This window comes from Streptomyces chryseus (assembly GCF_014650755.1).
Lineage (GTDB): Bacteria > Actinomycetota > Actinomycetes > Streptomycetales > Streptomycetaceae > Streptomyces > Streptomyces chryseus.
Genome location: NZ_BMVO01000024.1, coordinates 25,435 through 51,077, shown reverse-complemented (window position 1 = coordinate 51,077; position 25,643 = coordinate 25,435). Strand labels below are relative to the sequence as shown.

Here is a 25,643-nt window from a genome sequence, read left to right as displayed (position 1 = left end):
CCACCGACAATGGCCGTGATGGAATGGTTCACCGAGCCCGACTACTGGCTGGGCCGGCTGGTTTTCCAGCGGGCCCTGGCCGCTGTGTACCTGGTCGCGTTCCTCGCGGCGGCCCTCCAGTTCCGGGCGCTCATCGGCTCCCGGGGCATCCTGCCGGTGCCGGAACACCTGCGGCGGGTGCCGTGGCGCCGGTCGCCCACCCTCTTCCGGCTCCACTACAGCGACCGCTTCTTCGCCGCGTGCGCGTGGGCGGGCGTCCTGCTCGCGGCGGCGCTGGTCGCGGGCGCCGCCGACCGGTTGCCGCTGTGGACCGCCATGCTGATGTGGGCGGCCCTCTGGGCCCTGTACCTGTCCATCGTCAATGTCGGGCAGACCTGGTACGCGTTCGGCTGGGAGTCCCTGCTCCTGGAGGCCGGTTTCCTCGCGGTCCTCCTCGGCAACGAGCGCACCGCCCCGCCCGTGCTGGTGCTCTGGCTGCTGCGGTGGGTGCTGTTCCGGGTGGAGTTCGGCGCCGGGCTCATCAAGCTGCGCGGAGACCGCTGCTGGCGCGAGCTCACCTGCCTGGACTTCCACCACGAGACCCAGCCGATGCCGGGCCCGCTGAGCTGGTTCTTCCACCACCTTCCGAAGCCGCTGCACCGGGTGGAGGCCGCGGCCAACCATGTGACGCAACTGCTCGTCCCCGTGCTCCTCTTCACGCCGCAGCCGGTCGCGACCGCCGCCGCCGGCCTGATGATCGTGACCCAGCTGTGGCTGGTGCTCTCCGGCAACTTCGCGTGGCTGAACTGGCTGACGATCGTCCTGGCGCTCTCGGCCGTCGACTTCTCCCCGTGGGTCACCGCCCCCGCCCTGCCCGCCTCCCCGCTCTGGTACGAAGTGGTCGTCCTCGCCGTCACCGCGCTGCTGCTCGCGCTCAGCTACCGGCCCGCGCGCAACCTGTTGTCGCGCCGGCAGGCGATGAACCGCTCGTACGACCCCCTGCACCTGGTCAACGCGTACGGCGCCTTCGGCAGCATCAGCCGGGTCCGCCAGGAGATCGTCGTGGAGGGCACGGACGAAGCCGTGGTGCACCGGGGCACGGTGTGGCGGGCGTACGAGTTCAAGGGGAAGCCGGGAGATCCGCGCCGGCTGCCGCGCCAGTTCGCCCCGTACCACCTGCGCCTCGACTGGATGATGTGGTTCGCGGCGCTCTCCCCCGCGTACGCGTACGCCTGGTTCGACCCGTTCCTGGAACGTCTGCTGACGGCAGACCCGGCGACGCTGCGACTGCTGCGCGGCAATCCGTTCCCCGATGCCCCGCCCACCCATGTCAGGGCCCGTGTCTACCGCTACCGCTTCACCACCTGGCGCGAACTGCGGGCGACCGGCGCCTGGTGGCACCGCACGTTCGTCCGTGAGTTCCGGCCGCCGACGGCTCTCGCCCCCGGAGGACCGCCCTGACAGAATCGGGCGTTCCATCCGGAACGCGGGGAGGCGGGGCGATGACGGCGGGAGCGTTCGAGGCGGCCACCGGTGACGGGCCGGCGCCCGGGGCGCCCGAAGGGCGGCGGGACGCCGAGGTGCGGGTGGCGTTCGAGGGGCTGATGCAGATCAGGCGCCTGACGAACACGCGGGCCGAGGATCCGCAGGCCGTACCCGCGGCGTGGGAGGTCAAGCAGGTGGTGCGGTCCGTGGCCCTGGTGCTGGAGGCCGCCGGGATCCCCGCCTCCGCGGTGGACGCCGACGGCGCGCGGACCGCGACGGGCTACCGGGTGGAAGCGGGCGAGCGCCCCGGCACGGCCCGGGTCCAGTGGCTCGGCCCGCCGGGCGGCGGCGCCGCGCACGAGGAGCAGGAGGCACTGACCCGGTGCGCGGACGAGCTCGGCCGCCTCGGCTGGACGGCCCTGCTCTACCGGGGCCCACGACGGCGGCGGTTCCTGGAAGTCGAGCCCCCGGCGGCCGGCCGCGCACGGTGACGACGTCGGCGTCCCCCCGCCGGCCTGTTGAGGCCCGGCGGGGGGACGCCCGTCGCACTCGGTTCGCTCAGTCGATGCCCGGCAGGATGTGCGGCTCCGCCAGGTCCTCCTCGTACCCCGCCAGCCTGATCGGGGCGGAACGGGACCACACTTCCAGGCTGCCCAGTTCGTCGGGCCTGCGGCGACGGGCCTGACCGGCCCGTTCACCACGATCGTGCGATCGCTTGTCCTGCTTTGTCATCTCTGGCGTCACCGCGCACTCCTCTGTGTCGCGTAACCCGTCGGACGTGTCGCCGTGGCCTGGGCCGGCGGCGACCGGGCGCCCGATGGGTCAGGAATATGGGGGCTTTACGGTCGCGGTGGCGCCGGTTACTCAGACGGGAGTGGCCTTGGTGAGGCGGTCCGTGAGCAACAGAGTACCCATATGAGCACGGTTCCGCTCGATGGTTTACGTCACCTTTCGGCCTGCTGTCCTTCGTGTCCCGTTCAGCCCGAGTCCGGTACGCGCTGATCTCCTCGGGGCGACAGGACCGGGCTTCTCGAAAGGGGAACGGCGTGCAGCCGCGCAGCGTCGAGGAACTGATGTCCCTGCTGCATGCCTGCCGGGGCGCGTGGGACGCCCCCGATCGCGACGGCGATTTGGTGGACCTGCACGACCACGCGCTGCAGACCGCGCAGGTGTTGCGTCGCTCACACCCCATCGACAAAGAACTGCAGGTGGCGGGGCTCGTCCATGATCTGGGGCACCTGCTGCGGCCCGGCGACGACGCGGGGCACGCGGACCGGGCGGCCGACGCGGTGCGCCCGGTGCTCGGCGCGCGGGTCGCCCGGCTCGTACAGCTGCACGTGCCCGCGAAGCGCTACCTGGCGACGATCGCGCCGGGACGCCCGCTGTCCCCGCAGAGCGAGCTGACCCTGGGGCGCCAGGGCGGGGCGATGACACCCGGCGAGGCCGCGGAGTTCGCGCGCGATCCGCTGGCGGAGGCGGCGGTGACGCTGCGCGAGGCCGACGACGCGGGGAAGGTCGTCGGCCTCGACGCCGGAGTCATGGAGGACTGGCAGCCGGTCCTGGAGCTCGTCGCCGCGGCCCACAGGTCCGGTGGGTGACGCCCCGCCCGGGCCGTCGCACACCGGACTGGCGCCCGTCTCCTACCAGTTGGCGGGGGCGTAGTCCTTGAGGAAGACGCCGAAGAGGTCCTCGCCGTCCTCGCCGCGCACGATCGGGTCGTAGACGCGGGCAGCGCCGTCGATCAGGTCGAGCGGGGCGTGGAAACCCTCCTCGGCCAGCCGCATCTTGTCCGGGTGCGGGCGCTCGTCGGTGATCCAGCCGGTGTCCACGGCCGTCATCAGGATGCCGTCGGACTCCAGCATCTCCTGGGCGCTGGTACGGGTGAGCATGTTCAGCGCGGCCTTGGCCATGTTGGTGTGCGGGTGCCCCGCGCCCTTGTAGCCGCGGCTGAAGACGCCTTCCATCGCCGAGACGTTCACGACGTACTTGCGCTGAGCGGCGGCCGCGGCCATCGCCGGGCGCAGCCGGCTGATCAAGATGAACGGCGCCGTCGAGTTGCACAGCTGCACTTCGAGCAGCTCGACCGGGTCGACCTCGGAAACTGTCTGGATCCAGCTGTTCGTGTCGTCGAGGTCGGGTACGAGCCCGCCCGCGTCGATCGCCGTACCGGCCTCGATCCTGGCGAGCGACGTCGAGCCCGTGACCAGCGCCAGGTCGGTGACCTGCTGGGCGGTGAGGCCCTCGGGGCGAGCCGTGGGCAGGGAGAGCTGGGCGCCGGAGCCGAAGGCGCCGATGACCTCGGCGGCCGGGAGCTCGCCGGCGGGCAGCGGGGCGGACTCGGCGGCGATCAGCTCGCTGTACGCGCGCGGGGAGCGGCGTACGGTCTGCGCGGCGTTGTTGATCAGGATGTCGAGCGGGCCCTCGGCCGCGACCGAGTCGGCGAGCGCGACGACCTGGGCCGGGTCGCGCAGGTCGATGCCGACGATCTTGAGGCGGTGGATCCACTCCTCGCTGTCCGGCATGGCCTTGAAGCGGCGGATCGCGTCGTTCGGGAAGCGCGTGGTGATGGTGGTGTGCGCGCCGTCGCGCAGCAGCCGCAGCGCGATGTACATGCCGATCTTGGCGCGGCCGCCGGTGAGCAGCGCGCGGCGGCCGGTCAGGTCGGTGCGGGCGTCGCGGCGGGCGCGGTTCTCGGCGGCGCACTTCTGGCACAGCTGGTGGTAGAAGGCGTCGACCTCGACGTACCGGGTCTTGCAGATGTAGCAGGACCTGGGCCGCTGGAGGATGCCCGCGATCTCGGCGGTGGCCGTGGAGGAGGGGAGCACGCCCTGCGTCTCGTCGTCGATGCGGTCGGCGGAGCCGGTCGCCGTGGCGTGCGTGACGGCCCGGTCGTGGGCGGTCTTCGCGGCGCGGCGCTCCTGGCGGCGGCGCTGCTTCACGGTCCGGTAGATGCCGGCGGTGGCGCGGCGTACCGCGATGGCGTCGGGGTGGTCGACGTCCAGCTTGTCGAGCTCGTCGAGCACGCTCAGGCAGACGGCCATGCGGTCCGGGTCGATGCCGGGGCCGAACGCCTGGGTGTCCTGGCCGTCCGGGATGTCGTCGTACGCCGCCGGACTGTCCTCTGTCACCGTCATCGCCGCTGCTGTCCTCGTGTCGCTCGTGCCGCATGTGCCGCTTGTGAAGTACCAAAATCCGAACTTTACGTAAGCAGGGGGCCCGGAGCCAAACCCCTCACCCCCGGGAAGGGCCCGCAGCGACCTATCTCACACGCGCCGCTCACGGACGGGCCCGGTCGCGCACGGCACCGGTCAGCCGTGGCCACGCGTCAGGACACCACCTGGCCCTTGCCGAGCGCGATGACGCCGTTCTTCGAGACGGTGTAGAGCTGCTCGTCGCGCTCCGGGTTCACCCCGATCGTCGCTCCGGGCGGTACGTCGACGTTCTTGTCGAGGATCGAGCCCCTGACGACCGCTCCCCGGCCGATGCGGACGTTGTCGTGCAGGACGGACCCCTGCACCACGGCGCCCTCCTCCACCATCACACCCGGCGAGAGCACCGAGCGCGTGACCTGGCCGCCGATGCAGCAGCCCGCACTGACGATCGACTCGCCCGCGATGCCCCCGGAGACGAAACGGGCCGGGGGCAGCTGGCCGGGGTGCGTGTAGACGGGCCAGCGCCGGTTGTGCAGGCTGAACTGCGGCTGGTCGGAGATGAGGTCCATGTGCGCGTCGTAGTACGTGTCGAGGGTGCCGACGTCGCGCCAGTAGCCGTGCTCGCGCGGGGACTCCCCCGGCACGTGGTTGTCGTCGAAGTCGTAGACCTGCGCCACGCCGCGCTCGGTGAGCATGGGCAGGATCGAGCCGCCCATGTCGTGCACCGAGTTCTCGTCCTCGGCGTCCCGGTGCAGGGCGTCGACGAGCACCTTGGCGGTGAACATGTAGTTGCCCATGGAGGCGAAGACGCGGCGTGGGTCGCCCGGCAGGCCCGGCGGGTCGGCGGGCTTCTCCAGGAACCGCTCGATCCTGGTCCCGTCGGCGGCGGGCGTGATGACCCCGAAGGACGACGCCTGGGTGCGCGGCACCCGGATGCCGGCGACCGTGACGCCCGCGCCGCTCTCGATGTGGCGCCGGAGCATCTGCCGGGGGTCCATGCGGTAGACGTGGTCGGCGCCGAACACGGCGATGTAGTCGGGCTGTTCGTCGTGCACGAGGTTGAGCGACTGGAGGATCGCGTCGGCGCTCCCCAGGTACCAGCGCGGCCCGAGCCGCTGCTGGGCGGGCACCGGGGTGACGTAGTTCCCCAGCAGGCTGGACATCCGCCAGGTGGTGGTCACATGGCGGTCGAGCGAGTGCGACTTGTACTGCGTCAGCACGCAGTTGCGCAGGATGTCGCCGTTCACGAGGTTCGACAGGACGAAGTCGACGAGCCGGTACGTGCCGCCGAACGTCACCGCCGGTTTGGCCCGGTCGGCGGTCAGCGGCATCAGCCGCTTGCCCTCCCCGCCTGCCAGTACGATCCCGAGCACCGAAGGTCCACCGCGCATCTGCCGCCCCCTGCTCGCTACTTGGACTTGAGAATCTCCTCGTACACGACGGCCGTACGGCGCGCCACGGCGTCCCAGCCGAACTCCCGCACCGCCCGTTCGCGGCCCGCCGCGCCCATCCGCGCCGCCGTGTCCCGGTCCCCGGTCAGCCGGTCGACGGCCGCGGCCAGGCCCGCTTCGAAGGCGGCGGGGTGCGACTCGTCGTACGGAACCAGCAGCCCGGTGCCGCCGTCCTCGACCACCTCGGGGATGCCGCCGACCGCCGAGGCGACGACGGGCGTACCGCACGCCATCGCCTCCAGGTTCACGATGCCGAGCGGCTCGTACACCGACGGGCACACGAACACGGCGGCGTGGGTGAGGAGCTGGACGACGTCCGGGCGCGGCAGCATCCGTTCTATCCAGTGCACACCCCGGCGGGTGCGGCGCAGCTCGTCGACGAGGTCGCGGAACTCCCGCTCGATCTCCGGGGTGTCGGGGGCGCCGGCGCACAGGACGAGCCGGGTGCCCGGGTCGAGCGCGCGGGCGGCCCGCAACAGGTGGGGGACGCCCTTCTGGCGGGTGATCCGGCCGACGAAGAGGGCGTACGGGTGCTTGGGGTCGATGCCCACGCGCTCCAGCACGTCGGTGGCGGGGTCGGGCCGGTAGAGCGAGGTGTCGATGCCGTTGTGCACCACGCGCACCCGGCCGGGGTCGAGGGCCGGGTAGCTGCTCAGGATGTCGGCGCGCATGCCGTGCGAGACGGCGACGACGGCGTCGGCGGACTCGATCGCGGTGCGCTCGGCCCAGCTCGACAGGGTGTAGCCGCCGCCGAGCTGCTCGGCCTTCCAGGGGCGCAGGGGCTCCAGCGAGTGCGCGGTCATCACGTGCGGGACGCCGTGCAGCAGCTTCGCGAAGTGGCCCGCGAGGCCGGTGTACCAGGTGTGGGAGTGGACCAGGTCGCACCCGTCGAGCGCGGCGGCCATCCTCAGGTCCACGGAGAAGGCGCGCAGGGCTTCGTTGGCGTGCCCGAGGGCGTCGTCGGGGCGGTGGCCGTGGACCGCGCCCAGGGCTTCACGAACGCCCCAGCAGTGCACCTCGACCTGGGCGAGGGCGCGTAACTCGCGGGCCAGGAACTCGACATGGACGCCGGCTCCGCCGTACACGTCCGGCGGATACTCACGGGTGAGCAGTCCCACCTTCACCGCGGTCCCCCCGTCGTCGCCTTCCCTTGATGGTCACTCAGATACGGGCTGTGCGGAAGACCGCCGCACGGAGCGCACCGGAGGGCGCTCGAACACGCAGTCGCCGCACAGGCCACCGGACGGGCACCGGTAGTAGAGGCAGCAGCTGCGGCGGCGGAACGACGCCCCGTCCAGCGCGCCGGTGGCGCGCAGGTCAGGGTAGCGGAAGAGCTCGGCGGCCAGGGCGAGGGCCCGCTCCCCCACCTCGGGCCGCCCGTTCGCGCGGCCCCAGGCATGCAGCTCGCGGGCCGAGCCGGCCAGCGCCGAGCCCGCGTTGCCCCGCAGCAGCGCGCGCGAGATCCGGCCGTCCCGGCGGAACGCGTCGGCGAGAGGGGCGAGGTGGCCGTACTGGACCACTTCGCGGACGCGCTCGGCGGTGGCGGGCAGCGGGCGGGGCGGCGCCGTGAGCCACAGGTCGTGCGGCGACGTCAGGTCGGCGTCCCACCGCAGACCGCCCGGTGGGAGGTCGGGGAACGCCCCGTACAGCGCGGCAGGGCCCAGGGCGAGCGACCACAGCCGGGCGGCGAGCCCCAGGTGCGCGACGGAGGCGGCGACTCTGCGCTCGGGGGCCGCGAGCCGGGCGGCGACCTTGTCGACGCGGAACGTCAGCGGGGCCGTTTCCCCGGCGTAGATCCGCGCGAGCGGCACGTGGGCGCCCCGGTCGGGCGTCCCGGTTCTCAGCGCGAAGAACCCGCCCACCGCCGCCACTTCCGCCAGGTCCATGTCTCCCCCACCCTTTCGCCGGGGCCAGTGTCACACGCCGCCGTGGCAGGGAAAGGGCCCGCTGTCCTCCGCCCCGGGGAGGGGAGACGATCACCGGGAGGAGGACCTTGGTCGTACCCCCGTACTACGTCGGCAGTACGTCCGAATGCGTGCTCAAGGACGACGACGCGAACGCTTCGAGGAGAGATCGTGGAGCACATGAGTGCTCTCGCGCTGTCCGTGCTGCTGGCGCTGGTCTCCGCTGTCGCCTACGCGGCCGGTGCCATCGTCCAGGAGCGCGTGGCGGCCACGACCCCGGCCCGCCCGTACGCCCCGCTGCGCCACGGCGCGTGGTGGGCCGCCGTGGCGCTCAACGGGTTCGGCGCGCTGCTGCACGTCGGGGCTCTCACGTACGGGCCGCTGTCCCTGGTGCAGCCGCTGGGAGCGCTGACGATCGTCTTCGCGCTGCCGATGGCGGCCGTGTTCGTACGGCGCGGGGCGGGCGCCGCCGCCTGGCGCGGGGCGATCATGGCGTCCGCCGGGCTCGTGGGCCTGTTGTCGCTCACCGGCACGGCGGACGCGCGGTCCCTGGCCGGCGGTGAGCGGCTCGCGGTGGCGCTGGTGACCGCCGGCGGGGTGGCGGCGCTGTTCCTCGTGGCGCGGCGGGTGCACCGCGCGGTCGTACGCAGCGTCCTGCTGGCGACGGCGGCGGGCGGCGCGTTCGGCATCGCCTCGGTGTTCACCAAGACGGTGGCGGTCGACTGGACGGCGGCGGGCGGTCCCGGCGGACCGACGGGGCAGCTGCCGAGTCTGCTGGCCGTGGCGGGGCTCGCGGCCACGGGAATGATGCTCTCGCAGGCGGCCTACCGGGGCGCCGGCCTGGCCGCCCCGCTGGCGACGGTCACCGTGGCGAACCCGGTGGTCGCGGCCGCCGTGGGCATCACCCTGTTCGGCGAGCACTTCAGGTACGGCGTGACCGGCACGGTGCTGGCGCTCGGCAGCGGTGTGGTGGCGGCCGGCGGGCTCATCCTGCTGACGACGGAGCGGCTGGGGGCACACGCCGAGCAGCAGCGAACGCGGGGCGTACCGGCACAGACGCCGGCGTCGCCCGGACCGCTGGTGTCACCCGGCCCGGCGGTCCCGCCCGTACCGCCGGTGTCGTCTGGACCCCCGGCGCGGACGGAGCCGGCGGCGGTCGCGGCGCCCGGGCCGCGGCCGCGTACTCGTCCCGCGAGGCCGCCGTCCCGGACTCAGACGGCGACGCCGCCCGCCCTGAGGTAGGCCAGCGGGTCGATGTCGGAGCCGTAGCCGGGCCCGGTGCGCACCTCGAAGTGGAGGTGCGGGCCCGTGCTGTTGCCGGTGGAGCCGGAACGCCCGATGCGCTGGCCCGCGCCGACGCTCTGGCCCTCGCGGACGGTGAGCGCGGACAGGTGCGCGTACTGGCTGTACTTTCCGTCGGCGTGCCGGACGACGACCTGGTAGCCGTACGCCCCGCCCCAGCCGGCCGACACGACCCGGCCGGGGGCGACGGACTTCACCGCGGTGCCGGTGGGCACCGGGAAGTCGACCCCGGTGTGGTAGCCCCTGGCCCAGGAGGAACCGGCCGCCCGGTACGGCGTACTGGGGCCGGCGTCCACCGGGGCGGAGAGGCCCGTGGACCTGCTCTCCTTCTTCGGCGGCCTCGGAGCCGTGACCCGCTCGGCCTCGCTCCCCCGGCCGGCCCGCTGCCCCGCCTTCTTGCCGGGCGCGGATCTGTGCGCGCCGTCCAGCGTCAGCCTCTGTCCCGGGAGGATGAGGTCGGGGTCCGTGCCGACGACCTCGCGGTTGGCGGCGTACAGGCGCTGCCAGCCGCCCCTGACGTCCTCGGCGTCCGCGATGGTGGACAGGGTGTCACCGCCGGCGACGGTGTACGTCTTGCCCTTGGCCCCGCCCTTCTTCGCCCCGTCGCGCTTCGCCTCGTCCTTCGGCTTCGGCGTACGGGTCTCGCCGTGCGTGGTGGGGGCCGGCGCCTTCCTGGGCTGCGTCGCCTTCACGGGGGCGGCCTTCGGCCCGGTGCTGATGTCCGGCACGTCGCCGCCCCGGGTCAGGCCGGCCCGTACGGAGCACAGCGGCCACGCCGTCGGCCCCTGGCCCTTGAGGACCTTCTCGGCCACGGAGATCTGCTCGTCCTTGGTCGCCAGGTCGGCGCGCGGGGCGTAGGCCGTGCCGCCGTACGCCTGCCAGGTGGACTGCTTGAACTGGAGGCCGCCGTAGTAGCCGTTGCCCGTGTTGATCTGCCAGTTGTTCGTCGACTCGCAGGCCGCGACCTTCTCCCACACGTCCACCGAAGCGGCGTCGGCGGCTCCGGGCGCGACCAGGGGCAGTGCTATCCCGGCGCCCGAGGCCGTGACCGTGAGCGATGCACGGTTGATTCGGCTCGGCTGGTACCGGCGGTGTCGACCGGATGCGGCCATGCTCGGTTCCCCCCACTCACGTCACGCGTCGGACACGTCGCAATCGGCAAAAGTAGGGCCACCGTACGCTCCGAGACAAGGGCTTGTACGCCGAACTCACCCCTGCCAGGGGCATATTGAGCAGCCGGACGGCCGGACGGGCCGGTCCGGAGTGCGGAAGCCGCCGCGCGGCACGAAGATCGATGAACAGCCGGATCCCTCGGTACGTATCCCCACGGACGCAGACACGGACACCCCAGGAGCTCACGCATGAGTGACAAGGCCCAGATCGGTGTAACGGGGCTGGCGGTAATGGGCAGCAACCTCGCCCGCAACTTCGCCCGCAACGGCCTCACGGTCGCGGTGCACAACCGCACCGCCGCCAGGACGCGCGCCCTCGTCGAGGAGTTCGGTGACGAGGGCGCCTTCGTGCCGGCCGAGAGCGCCGAGGACTTCGTGGCCGCCCTGGAACGGCCGCGCCGCCTGATCCTCATGGTGAAGGCCGGCGAGCCGACGGACGCGGTGATCCGGGAGTTCGCGCCGCTGCTGGAGCCCGGCGACGTCGTCATCGACGGCGGCAACGCGCACTTCGAGGACACCAGGCGAAGGGAGAAGGAGCTGCGGGAGCTCGGCATCCACTTCGTCGGCACGGGCATCTCCGGCGGCGAGGAGGGCGCGCTGCACGGTCCGAGCATCATGCCGGGCGGGTCGGCCGAGTCGTACGCGTCACTGGGCCCGTTGCTGGAGAGGATCGCCGCGAAGGCGAAGGACGGCACTCCCTGCGTCACCCACATCGGTCCGGACGGCGCCGGCCACTTCGTCAAGATGGTGCACAACGGCATCGAGTACGCCGACATGCAGCTGATCGCGGAGGCGTACCACCTGCTGCGCACCGTCGCGGGGTACAGCCCGGAGCAGATCTCGCGGACGTTCCGTTCGTGGAACACCGGCCGGCTGGACTCGTACCTGATCGAGATCACCGCCGAGGTGCTGTCCCACATCGACGACGCCACCGACGAGCCGTTCGTCGACGTCGTCGCCGACGAGGCGGAGCAGAAGGGCACGGGCCGGTGGACGGTCCAGATCGCGCTCGATCTGGGCGTGCCGGTCTCGGGCATCGCGGAGGCGGTCTTCGCCCGTGCGCTGTCCGGCCACACGGATCTGCGCCGGGCCTCCCGGGAGCTGCCCGGCCCGGCGGCGGCGCCGCTCGGGGAGGCGGAGGCGGCCGCCTTCGCCGATCAGGTGGAGCAGGCGCTGTACGCGTCCAAGGTCGTGTCGTACACCCAGGGCTTCCACCAGATCCGGGCGGGCGGCGAGGCGTACGACTGGGGCATCGATCTCGGCGCCGTGGCCGCCGTCTGGCGCGCGGGGTGCATCATCCGGGCCGCGTTCCTCGACCGGATCAGGGCGGCGTACGACGCCGAGCCGGGGCTGGTGAGCCTGCTCTCCGACAAGGGGTTCACCGAGGAGATCGGCGCGGCGCAGGACGACTGGCGCGCGGTGGTGGCGGGCGCGGCGCTGCGCGGCGTGCCGACGCCGGGCTTCTCTGCGGCGCTGGCGTACTACGACGCGTTGCGCGCGGAGCGGCTGCCCGCGGCCCTCACCCAGGCGCAGCGCGACTTCTTCGGGGCGCACACCTACCGGCGCACCGACCGCGAGGGTTCGTTCCACACCCTCTGGGGCGGTGACCGGTCGGAGGTGCGCGCCGACTGATCAGGGTCCGGCCGGCCCAGGCTGCGGCTCCGGGTCGGGTACGGGATCGGGCCCCGGCGGCTTCGGAATCGGGTCCGGCGCCGGCCCCGGCGGAACCGGCCCGGGCCCGGGCTCGGGGGCAGGTGCCGGACCGGGGCCGGGGGCGGGCGGCTCGGGGGCGGGCGCCGGCCCCGGGTGGGGCAGGGGGCCCGGGTCGGGCAGCGGCCCGGGGTCCGGTCCCGGGACGGGGCCGGGGGGCGGCGTCGGGGACGGCGGCACCGGCTCGGGGTACGGATGCGTCATGGCTGGCCTCCTTGCCTTCGGCCGTCGGGTGACGGAAATCAAGACTCACTTTCTCCCGCTGCGACTGCCCTCGCCCGCCGGCGCCACACCTCCGGGGGCGAACGCGTCGCGGGGACGGCTGCTCCCGGCCGTGGTGCGCGGCGGCTTCGTCCGCGGCGGACGTGGTGACGCACGGTGGCGGCGCGCCCGCCGCGTGCGCAACTGCCGCGCCGCGGAGGCGTCGTACCGCTTCCCCCGACGCGTGCGGCGGCCGTGCGGGAGTTCCCCGGGCCCGGCCCCCGGTCACCGCTCCCGTTCGATCGCCACGAGCGCCGCGTCGTCCCCCAGGTGGCCGCCGGCATGCCGGCGCAGGTCGTCGCACAGGTGCCGGAGCAGGGCCTCGGGTCCCTCACCGGACCACGCGGCGACCCGCTCGGCCAGGGGGTAGAACGTCCCGTGCCGGTCCCGGGTCTCGATGACGCCGTCCGTGTAGAGCAGGACGATGTCCCCGGGCGCGAAGGGGAAGTCCTGCGCGGCGAAGCCGGTCGTCATGAACGCGGTGAGCCCCAGGGGCGGCGCCTGCTCGCGCACTTCCAGCGTGGTGACGCCGCCGCTGTGCAGGAGCAGCGGTGGGGGATGCCCGCAGTTGATCAGCTTGAGGACCGACGAGCGGTCCGGGATGTCGAGGACGGCGGCGGTGGTGAACGCCTCGCCGCCCTCTCCGTCGGCGGCGTAGTCGCCGGGCGTGTCCAGGTCCGAGGAGACCGCCGCCTCCAGGTAGGCGGTCAGTTCGGGCAGCTCGGGCTGCCAGTGGGCGGCGGCCCGGAAGGCGCCGAGGAGACGGGCCGCCTCTCCGATGGCCTCCAGCCCCTTGCCCCGTACGTCGCCGATGAGGAAGCGGGAGCCCCCGGTCGTGCGCGCCGCCGCGTACAGGTCTCCGCCGATCTGCGCCTCCGCCTCGGCGGCGAGGTAGACGGCGGCGAGCCGCAGCGGGCCGATCCGGTGCGGAAGGGGCCGCAGTACGACCTCCTGCGCGGCCCGGGCCACCGAGCGGAGCTGGGTGAGCTGTTGTTCGTGCCGTTCCCGCAGACCGGCCAGGAAGGTGACCAGGAGGGAGATGAGGACGAGGGAGATGATCTGCAGGGTGTGGTTCAGGTCGGTCAGACTGGTCCGCGCGACGGCGACCACCGCTTGGGCGAGCACGGCGAGCGCGCCGATGAGACCCGTCGTACGGGGTCCGGCGAACGACGCCGTGAGGGCCGGCGCCGCGACCAGGAACGGCCCGAGGTGGACCTCGGGCGGCGCCAGGATGTCCACCACGGTGACGATCACGATCAGGGAAAGCGGCAGGGCCAGCCGTATGTCGTACGTTCCCCGTGACCGGCCGGCATGTGCGGCGAAACGCGCGGTGCCCATCCCTCCTGCATACACCGTGCGCGCCCACGGCCCGCGCCACCGCCCCTGGGCGCGCGTGTCGGCGGCCTGGCGGGTTCGGCGGACGGTCGGACATCGTGCCGGTGCTCAGGTCACGGTGTCTGGGCCCGGGCCGTCACGCGTCCTTGCCGCGCTTGCGCAAGGACTGCGGCTTGTGGACCGCCCTGCGGCCGCTCTTGTCGCTTTCCACCTCGTACTGGGGCGCGTCCTTCGAGGCGTCGACGGTCCGGCCCGCCGCCTCCGTGCGCTTCGTGATCTTCTTCTTGACCTTGCCCGGCACGGTCTGTCCGTGGCTGCTCCAGGAGACCTTGTCGTCCTTGCCGAGCTTCTTGTCCTTCGCCATGGGCCGTTCCCTCCTCCCCCGCCCGCCTCCGCAGGGTGCGGCTGCGCCCCCTCCACTCTCGCCGCACCGCGCCGCCGCGGCGACTCGCGGCGGCGGTCCCCGCGTCCGCTGCCTATGGTGAAAGGACCAACCGCCGACTCGGCGGCACCTTCCCAGCCAGGAGGACCACGTGACCGGCACCGCACGTCCTCTGCACGGCCGCACCGCCGTCGTGACCGGCGCCGCCCGGGGCCTCGGCGCGGCGCTGGCGCTCGAACTGACCCGGCGGGGGGCCACGGTGGCCCTGCTCGGCCGGGAGGAATCGACCCTGGCGGAGGTACAGGGCGCGCTGGGCGGGCGGGCCGCGTGCTGGGAGGTCGACATCACCGACGACGACGGGATGGCCCGGGTGGCCGCCGAGGTGCGGGACCGCCTGGGGCCCGTATCGGTGGTGATCGCGAACGCGGGGGTGGCGGAGGGCGGCCCCTTCTCGGAGACCGACCCGGCGCTGTGGCGCCGGGTGATCGAGGTCAACCTGGTCGGCAGCGCGATCACGGCGCGTGCCTTCCTGCCGGATCTGCGGGCGACCCGCGGGCACTACCTCCAGATCGCCTCGCTGGCCTCCATCGGGGCGGCGCCCATGATGAGCGCGTACTGCGCCTCCAAGGCCGGCGTCGAGTCGTTCGCCCACGCCCTGCGCGCCGAGCTGGCGCACGAGGGCGTCGGCGTCGGCATCGGGTACCTGAACTGGACCGACACCGACATGATCCGCGACGCCGACCAGCACCCCGTCCTGCGCGAACTGCGGGGGCACATGCCGCGTCCGGCGCGCAAGGTCTACCCGCCGGACCTGGTGGCGGCGCGCATGGTGCGGGCCGTCGAGCGGCGCCGGGCCTCCGTGTACGTACCCGGATGGCTCCGTGCCACCCAGGCCGTCCGCGCGGCGATGCCCCCCGTGGTCACCTGGGTCTCGAAGCGGGAGCTGCCGCGGCTCGAACGGGAGGCGGGGCTGACGGCGACGGGGCTGCTGGGCGCCGGCGGGCGCGCGGCGGTGCTCGGCCCCGGGGCGCCGGAGGGCGGGCGGGTGTGAGCGGTGGCTGACGACGGGACGTGGACCGGGGCGGACAGGCCCACTCCCCGGCCGTCCGGTGCGCCGGACGAGGAGCCCGACGGGCTGTTCGGCATCGAGGAGATCCGGACGGGCCGGGAGGTGCGACGGCCCCAGGGGCCGCTCTTCCGCGACTCGCCCCGGGCGCGGCGGATGCTGTCGGTACGGGAGATCCACGCCGAACCCGGCGCGGCGGCCTCACCGAGGGGGCGGCGGATCCTCGCGGACTTCCCGGACGCTGAGGTCGTGTTCACCGACTCCCACTGGCGCATCCCCCACCTGCACGGCAACCAGGGGAACGCGGAGCGGTGGGTGCGGATCAAGAGCACCGTGCTGGTCCTGGGCGAGAAGAAGACACTCACCGTACGGCCCAACGGCCGCTCGGCGGACTGGATCGCGCCGGGGGCCGCCAACGGGTGCGCCATGGCGTGCGCGTACTGCTATGTGCCGCGGCGCAAGGGCTACGCCAATCCGGTCACCGTCTTCACGAACGTCGACCGGATCATCGCCCGCCTGGCCCGGCACGTCACCGCCCAGGGCCCCAAGAGGGAGCCGAACCAGTGCGATCCGAGCGCCTGGGTCTACGACATCGGGGAGAACAACGACTGTTCGGTCGACGCGCTGATCTGCGACAACACCGCTGAGCTCGTGGACGCCTTCACCCGCTGGCCCACCGCCAAGGCGTCGTTCGCCACCAAGTTCGTCAACCCCGACCTGCTGCTGCTCGACCCGCGCGGACGCACGCGCGTCCGGTTCTCCGTGATGCCTCCGGACGACTCCCGGCTGCTGGACATCCGCACCAGCCCCGTGGAGGAGCGCATCGCGGCGGCCGGGGACTTCCTCGACGCCGGCTACGAGGTCCACTTCAACCTGTCCCCCGTCGTCATCAGGCCCGGCTGGGAGGAGGCCTGGGCGGAGCTGCTCCGGCGGATGGACGACGTCCTGCCGCCCCGGGTGAAGGAGCAGGCGGCCGCCGAGGTGATCATGCTGACGCACAACGCGGACCTGCACGAGGTCAACATGGCCTGGCACCCGCGCGCCGAGGACGCCATCTGGCGCCCCGACCTCCAGCAGCCGAAGCGCTCCGAGAACGGCAGCTGGAACGTGCGGTACCGCAACGACGTGAAGGCGGCGGGGGTGGAGACCGTACGCGCTCTCGTCGACCGCCACGCTCCCTGGCTGACGATCCGTTACGCCTTCTGACGCGGCCCGGCGGCCTTCCCCTGCGGGCTCTTCCGCAGCCGGGCCGTCCGGTGCGGGGCGTCACCTCAACGGCGTACCGCCCGCCCGCCGTGGCCGGGCGCGACGGCGCCGGCGGTGGTTGCCTTGGCGAGAGGCAGCCACGACCAAGGAGCGAGAGTGACCCCCAAGGACCCCGACTACACCGTGCCGGGCATGACGACGCAGGACAGCGGCGCGGTCATCCCGCTGCTGCAGATGCGTCTGCACGCACTCAACGACCTGGCCCTCACCCTCAAGCACATCCACTGGAACGTCGTGGGACCGCACTTCATCGCCGTGCACGAGATGATCGACCCGCAGGTCGAGCAGGTCCGGGCGATGGCGGACGACCTCGCCGAACGCATCTCGACGCTGGGCGGAGAGCCGCACGGCACCCCGGGCGCGCTCGTCTCCGACCGTACGTGGAACGACTACTCCATCGGCCGTGCCGAGGCCATCGAGCACCTGGGCGCACTCGATCTCGTCTACACGTCGGTCATCGAGGAGCACCGGGCGGCGATGAAGGCCACCGACGAGCCCGACCCGGTCACGCAGGACATGCTGATCGAGCAGTTGCGCGGACTCGAACTGTTCCAGTGGTTCGTACGGGCCCACCTGGAGAGCGGCGGCGGGCGGCTGAGCACCGCGGGCGCGTCGACCGAACGCAAGGCGGCCGCGCAGGCCGCCGAACAGGCGCGCGGCCGGCCGTGAGAACCGGCGTACGCCTCACCGCATCCGAACGCGCCCTTCGAGCGGAAGAGGCGGTGTTCGACGGAGTCGCGACGCGCGGGAAGGGGCTGCATGCTCGGCATCGAGGCGACGGAGGACGACACGCACACGACGGGTGGCACAGGAGGACCGGCCGGCGCTGACTTCCCGACGGTGGCGCGGGTCGACTCCGCCGTCGCCGACGCCGTGGAGGACGTCCTGCGGACCTGCCTGGACGAACGGCTGGCCGAGGCGGCCCGGACGGACGGGGTGTTCGCCGCCGAACTGGCCGCGCGCGTACGCGATGTCGCCCTGCGCGGCGGCAAGCGGCTGCGGGCCCAGTTCCTGTGGTGGGGGTGGCGGGCCTGTGGCGGTCCGGCCGGTGGGGCGGACGCACGCCGGGTGCTGAACGTCGCCGCCGCGCTCGAACTCATCCAGACGTGCGCCCTGGTCCACGACGACGTCATGGACCGCTCTCCGGTACGCCGCGGCGCCGCCGCCGTGCACGAGGACTTCGCGCGGCGGCACGCCCTGGCCGGGATGCGCGGTTCGCCGGAGTCCTACGGCACCGCCGGAGCCGTCCTGGCCGGCGACCTCGCCCTCGCGTGGGCCGACGACCTGGTGACCGAGACGGCCCTGTCCTGCGCCGAGGGCCGGCGCGTGTACCGGGAGTGGCGCGCCATGCGCACGGAGATGGTCGCCGGTCAGTACCTGGACGTACGGGCGGCCGCCACGGGTGCTTCGGCTCCGGAGGAGGCCCTGCGCATCGCCCGTCTCAAGACCGCGCTCTACACCGTCGAGCGTCCGCTCGCGCTGGGCGCCGCGCTCGCGGGAGCGACCGGCCGCACCACGGGGACGCTGCGGGCGGCGGGCCGCGGCGCGGGCCTCGCCTTCCAGCTGAGGGACGACCTGCTGGGCGTGTTCGGCGATCCGCGCCGCACCGGCAAACCGGTCGACGAGGACCTGCGCGACGGGAAGCTGACGTACGTGCGCGCCGTCGCCCTGCGGCTGGCCGACGCGTCCGGCGACGCCTCGGCCGGTGCGGCGCTGAGAGCGGTAGGCCCGGGCCTGACCGACGCCCAGGTGCGCGGCGCCCGGCAGGCGCTGGAGAGCACCGGTGCCCGGCGCGTCGTCGAGGCGGAGATCGGCCGCCTGGTCCGTACCGGTGAACGCCGCCTGGCGGGCCTGCCCGGTGAGCCCGCGGCGGTCGCGGCGCTCGGCAGGCTGGTCCGTACGGCGGCGGGCCTGGACCCGACGGGCGAGGAGAGCGCCGGATGAGAACCGTTCCCGGTCGTACGGACCGTGTGGTCGTCGTGGGGGCCGGTCTTTCCGGCCTCGCCGCCGCGCTGCACCTGGTGGGCAGCGGCCGCGAGGTGACGGTGGTGGAGCGGTCGGACCAGCCGGGCGGGCGGGCCGGGCGCACCCGCCTGGGCGGCTACAGCCTCGACACCGGCCCGACCGTGCTCACCATGCCCCACCTGGCCGACGAGGCCTTCGCCGCGGTGGGCGACTCGCTGGCCGCCCGGGTCGACCTCGTGGAGCTGCACCCCGCCTATCGGGCGCTGTTCGCCGACGGCTCGGGGCTCGACGTGCACACCGACGGCGACGCGATGGCCGAGGAGGTCCGCGCCTTCGCGGGTCCGGCGGAGGCGGCCGGGTACCGCCGGCTGCGGGTGTGGCTGAAGTCCCTCTACGAGGCCCAGATGCGCCGGTTCATCGACACGAACTTCGACTCCCCCTTCCAGCTGCTGCACCCCGACCTGGCCCGGCTGGCGGCGCTGCGCGGCTTCGGCCGGCTGGACGCGCAGATCGGCCGGTTCGTCAAGGACCCGCGCCTGCGCCGGGTGTTCTCCTTCCAGTCGCTGTACGCCGGTGTGCCGCCCGCCCGGGCGCTCGCCGCGTATGCCGTCATCGCCTACATGGACACCGTCGCGGGCGTCTACTTCCCGAAGGGCGGCATGCACGCGCTGCCCGTGGCGATGGCGGACGCCGCCGGGGACGCCGGGGCCCGGTTCCGGTACGGGAGCGAGGTGACGGACCTGCGGGTGCGCGCGGGGCGTGTCACCGCCGTACGCCTGGGCGACGGTGAGGAACTGGCCTGCGACGCGGTGGTCCTGACTCCCGATCTGCCCGTCGTCTACCGCCTGCTGGGCCGCGCCCCGCGCCGCCCGGTGCGGCTGCGGCACTCGCCGTCGGCGGTGATCCTGCACGCGGGCACGCGCCGCACCTGGCCGGGGCTGGCCCACCACACCATCTCCTTCGGGCACGCCTGGGAGCGCACGTTCGACGAGATCACCCGGACCGGGCGGCTGATGAGCGACCCGTCGCTGCTGCTCACCCGCCCCACGGCCCACGACCCGCTGCTCGCCCCCGAGGGCAGGCACCTGCACTACGTCCTCGCCCCCTGCCCGAACACGTCGGTCGGCCCTTCCGCCGCCGCGTGGGGCGCGCTCGGGCCCCGTTACCGCGACCGCCTGGTGCGCGAGCTGGAGCGGCGCGGGCTCGACGGGTTCGGCGACTCGATCGAGGAGGAGGAGCTGATCACTCCCGCCGACTGGTCGGCGCAGGGGCACGCGGCGGGGACGCCCTTCTCAGCCGCCCACACCTTCGCGCAGACCGGCCCGTTCCGGCCCCGGAACCTCGTGTCCGGCGTCGAGAACGCCGTACTGGCCGGCTGCGGAACGACCCCGGGCGTGGGCGTGCCCACCGTGCTGGTCAGCGGAAAGCTGGCGGCGTCCCGCATCAGCGGACTGTGAGAGGCGGGCCATGACACGACGCGAACTCGACGCGGCGCGCATCCACGACCCGGGACTGCGCGCGGCGTACCAGCACTGCCGGCGGCTCAACGCCCGGCACGGCAAGACCTACTTCCTCGCCACGCGCCTGCTGCCGGTGCACCGGCGTCCGGCGGTGCACGCGCTGTACGGCTTCGCGCGCTGGGCCGACGACATCGTGGACGACCTGGCCGCGGCGCACTCGCCCGAGGGGCGCGACCGGCGGCTCGCGCGGCTGGAGAGCGAACTGCGCGCCGGGCTGCGGACCGGCAGGAGCGCCGAGCCGGTGGTCCGGGCGGTGGCCGACACGGCCCTGACGTACGCCATCGCGCCCGAGCACTTCGCCGACTTCATGACGTCCATGCGGGACGACCTCACGGTCACGGACTACGCGACGTACGACGACCTGAGGGCGTACATGCACGGTTCGGCGGCCGTGATCGGTCTGCAGATGCTGCCCGTGCTGGGGACGGTCGTGCCCAGGGAGGTGGCGGCGCCGCACGCCGCCGCACTGGGCGTCGCGTTCCAGCTCACCAACTTCCTGCGCGACGTCGGTGAGGACCTCGACCGGGGGCGCGTCTACCTGCCGGCCGATCTGCTCGCCGCGCACGGGGCCGACCGGGCGCTGCTGGAGTGGAGCCGTGCCACCGGGAAGTCCGACCGCCGCATCCGCGCGGCGCTCGTGGCCGCCGCGGCTCTCACCCGGAGCGTCTACCAGGAGGCGGAACCGGGCATCGGCATGCTGGAACCGCGGGTGCGCCCGTGCATCCGTACGGCGTACGCGCTGTACGGCGGGATCCTCGACGCCATCGCGGACGACGGCTACGGCGTGGTCCACCGGCGTTCGGTGGTGCCGCGCACCCGGCGGGCCGGCGTGGCGCTGGCCGGGCTCGGGGCCATCCTCACGGCGCGTGCCCGTACCCGGGTACGGCGCCGAGAGCTGCCGGAGCGCGGCCCGGAGCCGTCGCGCACGGCGTCCACGGCAGGCAGGCCGGCAGGCGCGGGGCGGAAGGGGGCGGGGACGTGACCGGAGTACGAGGACCGCGCCGGCGGGGGCTGCCCCTGCGGGCGCGGCGGCGGGACCACGCCCGGTGGGAGCAGCAGACCCCCACCTGGCGCGAGGCGAGACCAGCCCTGATCGCCGGGGCTCTGAAGCGCTCGGCGGCGCGCCCGTCGGGCAATTGGTACGTGATCGGGGCCTCCCGCGACATCGGTCGCGGCGGCCGGCCGTTCGGGCGGACCGTGGGGGGCGCGGAGGTCGTCGCCTGGCGCACCGTCACGGGCGAGCTGAGAGCGGGGCCGGGCGCCTGCCCGCATCTGGGGGCGCCGCTGCGGGAGGGCAGGGTCGTGTGCGGCACGCTCGTGTGCCGCTGGCACGGCCTGTCCCTGGACGGCCGGCCGTTCGCGGGCTGGGAGCCGCTGCCCGCCCACGACGACGGCGTGCTCGCCTGGGTACGCCTCGACGCGCTGGGCGGGGAGCCGCCGCTGGAGCGTCCCGTCGTACCGAGGCGCCCGGAGGGCGGCGCTGTGGACGCGGTGTTCGGCGCGGTGGGGCGCTGTGAGCCGCAGGACGTGGTGGCCAACCGCCTCGACCCGTGGCACGGGTCCTGGTTCCACCCGTACTCCTTCGTCGACCTGACCGTCGTCGAGGCGCCGGAGGGCGAGGGGGACGACGACGCGTTCACCGTCGACGTGTCCTTCAAGGTCGCCGGGCGGCTGGTCGTGCCCGTACGGGCCGTGTTCACGGCGCCCGAGCCGCGCACGGTCGTCATGCACATCACCGAGGGCGAGGGGGCGACGTCCGTGGTGGAGACGCACGCCACGCCGCTGGGCCGGGGCCCGGACGGCGCCCCGCGCACGGCGGTGACCGAGGCCGTGGTGGCCGCTTCCGACCGGCGGGGCTTCGCCGCGGCGCGGGCCGCCGCCCCCGCTCTGCGGCCGCTCATGCGGTGGGCGGCTGGGCGGCTGTGGCGCGACGACCTCGCGTACGCGGAGCGGCGCTGGCACCTGCGCAGCACCGGCCGCTTCCCCGGCTGAGGGCGGCGGCTCAGCCGGTTCCCGCGGCGAGCGCCGCGAGGGCCCGGAGCGCCGGTGAGCGCCCCTTGCGCGGAACCGTCCACAGCGGGTGGCCGCGTACGCCCCAGCGCCGCAGCAGCGTGTTGGCGGCGAGGAAGCCGGTGGTGGCCGCCCGTTCCATGAGGGCCACGGGCAGGTCGCAGCGGACCAGGTCGCCGGCCGTCATCACCGTGGGGTGGGGTGTGCGTACCGTCGGGCGGGACGCGTGGCCGCCGACGGGGAACAGCGGGCAGTCCGCCCGCCACTCGTGGCGGGCGTCCACGATCCGGGCGTCCGCCGTCTCCGGGTAGAGGCCGTGGAGCCGGCGCAGCAGGCGTTGTTCCACGGCCCGGCGGTCGGCGTGCTCGTCGACCGCGTACCCGTGCAGTTCGACGACGCTGCCGCCGGTACGCCGCGCCCAGCGGGCCGCTTCGCCCTCCCAGCGCTCCAGGACGCTGACGTTGTCGAGCCCGTCGAAGCCGCTTGTACCGAGGAAGCCGGCCCGGTCCGCCCGGACGGGTCGGTCGAGCCACAGCCGGGAGACCAGGAACGGCGGCGCGGTGCGCTGGGCGGCGATGTCCGCGCGCCAGAGCTCGTCGCCCAGCTTCGGTGACGCGGCGACGAGGCTCCGCAGCCCGGCCACGTCCAGGGCGAGGACGACGGCGTCGTACGCGGCCGAGGCGCCCCCCGCCTCGACGGCGAGCGCCGTGCCCTCGGCCGGGACGACGCAGTCGACGGGCGCGGCGGTCAGCACGCGGACGCCGAGCCGGTCGAGGTAGCGGGCCAGCGGGTCCCACAGGGCGTCGGGGCAGGGCTCCGCCGGTACGTCGAACAGCAGGCCCTCGGAGGAGCCGAGGAAGTAGATGTGGAACATCAGCAGCAGCTCGGCCGCCGACAGTTCGCGCGGGTCGGCGAAGAAGCTGCGGGAGAAGACCTCGAAGGCCAGGTGGTGGGCGGCCTCGGGGAAGTTGACGGCGTCGAGGAAGTCCCGGGCGCTGACGCGGTCGTAGCGCTCGTACACCTCGGGCACCCGGACGTCGAGCAGCGGAAGGGCCGCCCGGGGGTTCATCGCGGCGAGGTCGCGCCAGCCGAAGGTGGGGCTGAGCGCCACGAATCCGAGCGCGCTCCAGGGCGGGGTGCGGGGCACGTGGGCGAAGCTGTCGGTGAGTCCGCCGCTGTGGCGCAGGGGGTAGTCGGGCAGCGGTCGCAGGACGGCGAGGGTCGGGTCCGCCCGGCGCAGCAGCCCGCGCAGGTTGTAGTACTGGCGGAAGAACGCGTGGAATCCGCGGCTCATCGTCGCCGGCGAACCGTCGGCCAGGTCCGTGGGCCAGCCGGCCAGGCGGCCGCCCAGAGCGGTCTCGCGCTCGTGGAGCGTCACGTGTACGCCGCGTTCGGCCAGCGCCGTGGCGGCGGCCAGGCCCGCGATGCCGCCGCCGACGACCGCCGCGCGCGGCGCCGGGCCGTCGAAGCGGTCCCGGCCCTGTGCGGCCGGCACCCTCTGGGCCTTGCGGTCCCTTCCCCGGCGCGGGCCCGTGGTCCCGGTGCTCCTCATACGGCGTCTCCGCTCGCGATCCGGCCGCCTCGGCGGCCGAGGAAGGTGTGGACGATGCCGGTCTGCCAGCCGGGTACGGGCAGGACGCGCGTCCCGGTGAAGCCGGCGCCGGCGAGGCGTGCGGCGAAGACGGGCGCCGTGTCGAAGTCCAGGACGCTGCGGTGGAGATGGCGGTACAGGTCCGCGTCGCCGGTGCACCTGCCCGCCGGGAGGATGACCGCCCGGCACACGGCGGACCACACGGCCCGGTGCGCCGCCGAGCCGCTGAGGGAGTACTCGTGCGCCGCGAGCCGGCCACCGGGGCGCAGCAGGCCGTGTACGGCGGCGAGTACGGCGCCGGGGTCGGCCACGTTGCGGAAGAGGTAGCCGGCGAAGACCGCGTCGAAGGGCCCGGTGACTCCCGCGGCGGCCAGCCGCTCCGCCGGGGCGTGGACGAACGTGACGCCGTCCGGCCAGCGCTTGGCGGCGGCCCGCTCCAGCATCCCCGCCGAGGCGTCGACGGCGGTGATCCGGGCCAGCGGGGCGGCGCGCAGCAGGGCCGCGGTGGAGGCGCCCGTACCGCAGCCGAGGTCGAGGAGGCGCAGACCCGCGCCGCCGTCGGGCAGCCGCAGCCGGCGCGCCGACCGTCTGAGGTCGGCGTGGTACCCGGCGTTGAGGCCGACCAGCCGGTCGTACCCCCGTGCGGCGTGGTCGAAGGCGTCGGCCAGGTCCGCGTCCCGCAACAGTGTCATCCAGGGGTCTCCTCGCGTGTGCCGGGGAAGGGTCGGCGCGGCAGGAAGGGGAGTTCCGCCGCGGTGCGCAGCATGGGGCCGACCGGGGTGGAGAATCCGATGAGGACGTCCTCCCACAGCCGGCTGCGTCCGTCGAGGAAGCGCAGTACGCGCTCGGTCGGGGTGCGCGCGAACAACCGGGTGAAGAAGTCCGGGCCGTTGACCCGCCCGGTGTCCAGGGCCCGCAGCATGACGGCGTCCATCGCCAGCGCCCGGCGCCCGTGCGGCGGCGGGAACGCCATCTCCCCGCCGTCGCGCAGTGCGGCGGCGACGGCCTTGATCTGCCGCTGTACGGCGGAGAAGGTGTACCCGGTGGCGGGCCGGGTGGCGCCGCCCACCGCGCCGATCCGGTAGACGGCGGGGCCGATCCGGCGGGGGAAGCGCGCGTCGGTCATGGGGATGACACCGCCCTCGACGGAGCGTACGTCGAGGGGCCCGAGACGCAGGACGCGGCGCGTGTAGTGCTCCAGCGCCGCGTCGTACGCGCTCCGGGTCAGGGGGCTGCGGGAGAACTGCGTGTACTCGACGAGCGCCTCGCGCGGGCCGAGCGGGAGCACGTAACCGAACGCGAGGCCGTGGGCGGGCTGCGGCACCCGGAAGTCCATCAGCTCCACGACGTCCTCGTCGAAGGCGGGAGCCGAGGTACGGACGAACCAGCCCCGGAAGTGCTGGAGGAGGGTGCTGCGGGCCGGCGGGAGCGTACCGGCGGGGCGGGAGTCGAAGACGTACCGGCCCCTCAGGGTGAGGCCGTCGCCGTCCTCGGTCACGCACCGGGCTTCGGCGCCGCCGGCCACGTCGCGCACCGTCCGGGCCGTCGCCTCCACCAGGCGTACGTGCGGGCGGGCGGCCAGCCGTTCGCGCACCCACGCCTCGAAGGTGCCGGAACGGAGCATCTGATAGCGCAGCGCCCCGAGTTCGCCGTCGGTCACGGAGCCGTCCCGGCCGCGCACCCGCAGCCGTCGCCAGGACGCGGCCACGGCCTCGTCGTAGTCGCCGGGGCCCTCCTGCCAGAAGCACCAGGTGCGTTCCGCCGGGCGCAGGGACCGGCGCGGGGTCTCCACGAGCGTCACGGACAGCCGGCGACGGGAGCCGGGGGCCGTCAGGGCGTGGGCGAGCGAGAGTCCCGCCGCTCCCCCGCCGACGATCACGACGTCGGCGACGGCCCGCTCCTGGCTCATGCGCCCTCCTCACCGGGTACCGCTGCGCCCGTGTGGGCACCTGCCGCCTTCGCCCGCCTCTCCTCGGCCCCGTGTGCGCCGCTCCCTCCCGAGTCTGCCCGCCCGTGCCACCGCGGGCGGTCTGCCGCGACCGCCCGCGCGGCGTGGTGCCCCGACTTCCCTTCGGGGGGCCCGGGCGGATGC

General features: G+C 74.2%; 23 protein-coding genes. 12 read left to right on the top strand and 11 right to left on the bottom strand.

The features are described from left to right. Positions 1–18 precede the first annotated feature (18 nt). Together IE185_RS26875 and IE185_RS26870 are read left to right on the top strand one after the other, a co-directional pair. Complete coding sequence (locus IE185_RS26875; RefSeq protein WP_189716166.1) at positions 19–1,440, top strand: lipase maturation factor family protein; 1,422 nt, start codon at positions 19–21, stop codon at positions 1,438–1,440. Positions 1,441–1,481: 41 nt separating this feature from the next. Then, on the top strand, positions 1,482–1,955 hold the full coding sequence (locus tag IE185_RS26870) for a hypothetical protein (protein WP_138896431.1): 474 nt from the start codon (positions 1,482–1,484) through the stop codon (positions 1,953–1,955). Between the two features lie 67 nt (positions 1,956–2,022). On the opposite strand, the gene IE185_RS26865 is transcribed toward IE185_RS26870, so the two are convergent. Then, positions 2,023–2,208 (bottom strand): hypothetical protein, encoded by a 186-nt coding sequence (locus IE185_RS26865; protein WP_138896432.1) that lies wholly within the window; start codon positions 2,206–2,208, stop codon positions 2,023–2,025. A gap of 302 nt (positions 2,209–2,510) precedes the next feature. Between IE185_RS26865 and IE185_RS26860 the strand changes: the two genes are divergently transcribed. Continuing rightward, entirely contained in the window at positions 2,511–3,062 is a 552-nt protein-coding gene (locus tag IE185_RS26860) for an inositol oxygenase family protein (protein WP_138896433.1), read from the top strand. Positions 3,063–3,104: 42 nt separating this feature from the next. Here IE185_RS26860 and IE185_RS26855 read toward each other — a convergent pair whose 3' ends face one another. The 4 genes from IE185_RS26855 to IE185_RS26840 form a co-directional block, all read right to left on the bottom strand. After that, a complete protein-coding gene (locus IE185_RS26855) occupies positions 3,105–4,598 on the bottom strand; it encodes an SDR family NAD(P)-dependent oxidoreductase (protein WP_138896434.1) in 1,494 nt (497 codons plus the stop codon). A 191-nt stretch (positions 4,599–4,789) separates the two neighbouring features. Further along, positions 4,790–6,007 carry a glucose-1-phosphate adenylyltransferase gene (gene glgC / locus IE185_RS26850; RefSeq protein WP_138896435.1) on the bottom strand — a complete coding sequence of 406 codons (1,218 nt, stop codon included), beginning with the start codon at positions 6,005–6,007 and terminating at the stop codon, positions 4,790–4,792. A 17-nt stretch (positions 6,008–6,024) separates the two neighbouring features. Beyond that, positions 6,025–7,191 (bottom strand): glycogen synthase, encoded by a 1,167-nt coding sequence (gene glgA, locus IE185_RS26845; protein ID WP_138896436.1) that lies wholly within the window; start codon positions 7,189–7,191, stop codon positions 6,025–6,027. Positions 7,192–7,224: 33 nt separating this feature from the next. Continuing rightward, entirely contained in the window at positions 7,225–7,953 is a 729-nt protein-coding gene (locus tag IE185_RS26840) for a (2Fe-2S)-binding protein (RefSeq protein WP_138896437.1), read from the bottom strand. A gap of 198 nt (positions 7,954–8,151) precedes the next feature. Between IE185_RS26840 and IE185_RS26835 the strand changes: the two genes are divergently transcribed. Then, on the top strand, positions 8,152–9,213 hold the full coding sequence (locus IE185_RS26835; RefSeq protein WP_189716163.1) for a DMT family transporter: 1,062 nt from the start codon (positions 8,152–8,154) through the stop codon (positions 9,211–9,213). Here IE185_RS26835 and IE185_RS26830 read toward each other — a convergent pair. After that, entirely contained in the window at positions 9,183–10,385 is a 1,203-nt protein-coding gene (locus IE185_RS26830) for a transglycosylase family protein (protein ID WP_138896438.1), read from the bottom strand. The two genes, IE185_RS26835 and IE185_RS26830, sit on opposite strands and share 31 nt — an antisense overlap. 249 nt (positions 10,386–10,634) lie before the next feature. Here IE185_RS26830 and gnd point away from each other — a divergent pair, with 249 nt between their 5' ends. After that, the gene (gene gnd, locus IE185_RS26825) at positions 10,635–12,077 is read left to right on the top strand and encodes an NADP-dependent phosphogluconate dehydrogenase (protein ID WP_138896439.1); all 1,443 of its coding nucleotides are present in this window, start codon (positions 10,635–10,637) and stop codon (positions 12,075–12,077) included. A 564-nt stretch (positions 12,078–12,641) separates the two neighbouring features. Here the strand turns inward: gnd and IE185_RS26820 are convergent. Beyond that, positions 12,642–13,754, bottom strand: a complete 1,113-nt coding sequence (locus IE185_RS26820) for a PP2C family protein-serine/threonine phosphatase (RefSeq protein WP_138899427.1) — start codon at positions 13,752–13,754, stop codon at positions 12,642–12,644. Between the two features lie 133 nt (positions 13,755–13,887). After that, positions 13,888–14,115, bottom strand: coding sequence for a hypervirulence associated TUDOR domain-containing protein (locus IE185_RS26815; RefSeq protein ID WP_189716161.1), 228 nt, complete (start codon positions 14,113–14,115; stop codon positions 13,888–13,890). A 169-nt stretch (positions 14,116–14,284) separates the two neighbouring features. On the opposite strand from IE185_RS26815, the gene IE185_RS26810 reads away from it, so the two are divergent. The 7 genes from IE185_RS26810 to IE185_RS26780 all read left to right on the top strand — a co-directional run bounded on the left by IE185_RS26810 (position 14,285) and on the right by IE185_RS26780 (position 21,942). Further along, positions 14,285–15,184: an SDR family oxidoreductase gene (locus IE185_RS26810; RefSeq protein WP_189716159.1), complete on the top strand. Its 900-nt coding sequence runs from the start codon at positions 14,285–14,287 to the stop codon at positions 15,182–15,184. A 3-nt stretch (positions 15,185–15,187) separates the two neighbouring features. Then, entirely contained in the window at positions 15,188–16,405 is a 1,218-nt protein-coding gene (locus tag IE185_RS26805; RefSeq protein ID WP_138898874.1) for a spore photoproduct lyase family protein, read from the top strand. Positions 16,406–16,597: 192 nt separating this feature from the next. Next, positions 16,598–17,134 carry a Dps family protein gene (locus IE185_RS26800; protein WP_138898875.1) on the top strand — a complete coding sequence of 179 codons (537 nt, stop codon included), beginning with the start codon at positions 16,598–16,600 and terminating at the stop codon, positions 17,132–17,134. 90 nt (positions 17,135–17,224) lie between these two features. Then, positions 17,225–18,409 (top strand): polyprenyl synthetase family protein, encoded by a 1,185-nt coding sequence (locus tag IE185_RS26795; protein WP_138898873.1) that lies wholly within the window; start codon positions 17,225–17,227, stop codon positions 18,407–18,409. Next, entirely contained in the window at positions 18,406–19,887 is a 1,482-nt protein-coding gene (crtI, locus tag IE185_RS26790; protein WP_189716157.1) for a phytoene desaturase family protein, read from the top strand. Before IE185_RS26795 ends, crtI begins: the two co-directional genes overlap by 4 nt. A gap of 10 nt (positions 19,888–19,897) precedes the next feature. Next, positions 19,898–20,932, top strand: coding sequence for a phytoene/squalene synthase family protein (locus IE185_RS26785; RefSeq protein WP_138899135.1), 1,035 nt, complete (start codon positions 19,898–19,900; stop codon positions 20,930–20,932). After that, the gene (locus IE185_RS26780) at positions 20,929–21,942 is read left to right on the top strand and encodes a DUF5914 domain-containing protein (protein ID WP_138908565.1); all 1,014 of its coding nucleotides are present in this window, start codon (positions 20,929–20,931) and stop codon (positions 21,940–21,942) included. The genes IE185_RS26785 and IE185_RS26780 overlap by 4 nt, the downstream gene beginning before the upstream one ends. Positions 21,943–21,952: 10 nt before the next feature. Here the strand turns inward: IE185_RS26780 and IE185_RS26775 are convergent, their stop codons facing one another. From IE185_RS26775 to IE185_RS26765, 3 genes are read right to left on the bottom strand one after another with little or no spacing between them, the layout of a single operon-like run. Continuing rightward, a complete protein-coding gene (locus tag IE185_RS26775) occupies positions 21,953–23,512 on the bottom strand; it encodes an FAD-dependent oxidoreductase (RefSeq protein WP_138898634.1) in 1,560 nt (519 codons plus the stop codon). Beyond that, entirely contained in the window at positions 23,509–24,243 is a 735-nt protein-coding gene (locus tag IE185_RS26770; protein ID WP_138898635.1) for a class I SAM-dependent methyltransferase, read from the bottom strand. Before IE185_RS26770 ends, IE185_RS26775 begins: the two co-directional genes overlap by 4 nt. Further along, positions 24,240–25,460: a lycopene cyclase family protein gene (locus tag IE185_RS26765; protein ID WP_138898636.1), complete on the bottom strand. Its 1,221-nt coding sequence runs from the start codon at positions 25,458–25,460 to the stop codon at positions 24,240–24,242. The genes IE185_RS26770 and IE185_RS26765 overlap by 4 nt, the downstream gene beginning before the upstream one ends. Positions 25,461–25,643 lie beyond the last annotated feature (183 nt).

What these genes read in the sequence shown, in the direction of transcription:
- IE185_RS26840 (WP_138896437.1), bottom strand. Translation starts at nt 7,953, where the DNA reads ATGGACCTGGCGGAAGTGGCGGCGGTGGGCGGGTTCTTCGCGCTGAGA.
- IE185_RS26875 (WP_189716166.1), top strand. Translation starts at nt 19, where the DNA reads ATGGAATGGTTCACCGAGCCCGACTACTGGCTGGGCCGGCTGGTTTTC.
- gnd (WP_138896439.1), top strand. Translation starts at nt 10,635, where the DNA reads ATGAGTGACAAGGCCCAGATCGGTGTAACGGGGCTGGCGGTAATGGGC.
- IE185_RS26795 (WP_138898873.1), top strand. Translation starts at nt 17,225, where the DNA reads ATGCTCGGCATCGAGGCGACGGAGGACGACACGCACACGACGGGTGGC.
- IE185_RS26770 (WP_138898635.1), bottom strand. Translation starts at nt 24,243, where the DNA reads ATGACACTGTTGCGGGACGCGGACCTGGCCGACGCCTTCGACCACGCC.
- IE185_RS26775 (WP_138898634.1), bottom strand. Translation starts at nt 23,512, where the DNA reads ATGAGGAGCACCGGGACCACGGGCCCGCGCCGGGGAAGGGACCGCAAG.
- crtI (WP_189716157.1), top strand. Translation starts at nt 18,406, where the DNA reads ATGAGAACCGTTCCCGGTCGTACGGACCGTGTGGTCGTCGTGGGGGCC.
- IE185_RS26820 (WP_138899427.1), bottom strand. Translation starts at nt 13,754, where the DNA reads ATGGGCACCGCGCGTTTCGCCGCACATGCCGGCCGGTCACGGGGAACG.
- IE185_RS26835 (WP_189716163.1), top strand. Translation starts at nt 8,152, where the DNA reads ATGAGTGCTCTCGCGCTGTCCGTGCTGCTGGCGCTGGTCTCCGCTGTC.
- IE185_RS26830 (WP_138896438.1), bottom strand. Translation starts at nt 10,385, where the DNA reads ATGGCCGCATCCGGTCGACACCGCCGGTACCAGCCGAGCCGAATCAAC.
- IE185_RS26870 (WP_138896431.1), top strand. Translation starts at nt 1,482, where the DNA reads ATGACGGCGGGAGCGTTCGAGGCGGCCACCGGTGACGGGCCGGCGCCC.
- IE185_RS26815 (WP_189716161.1), bottom strand. Translation starts at nt 14,115, where the DNA reads ATGGCGAAGGACAAGAAGCTCGGCAAGGACGACAAGGTCTCCTGGAGC.
- IE185_RS26800 (WP_138898875.1), top strand. Translation starts at nt 16,598, where the DNA reads ATGACGACGCAGGACAGCGGCGCGGTCATCCCGCTGCTGCAGATGCGT.
- IE185_RS26765 (WP_138898636.1), bottom strand. Translation starts at nt 25,460, where the DNA reads ATGAGCCAGGAGCGGGCCGTCGCCGACGTCGTGATCGTCGGCGGGGGA.
- glgC (WP_138896435.1), bottom strand. Translation starts at nt 6,007, where the DNA reads ATGCGCGGTGGACCTTCGGTGCTCGGGATCGTACTGGCAGGCGGGGAG.
- IE185_RS26785 (WP_138899135.1), top strand. Translation starts at nt 19,898, where the DNA reads ATGACACGACGCGAACTCGACGCGGCGCGCATCCACGACCCGGGACTG.
- IE185_RS26855 (WP_138896434.1), bottom strand. Translation starts at nt 4,598, where the DNA reads ATGACGGTGACAGAGGACAGTCCGGCGGCGTACGACGACATCCCGGAC.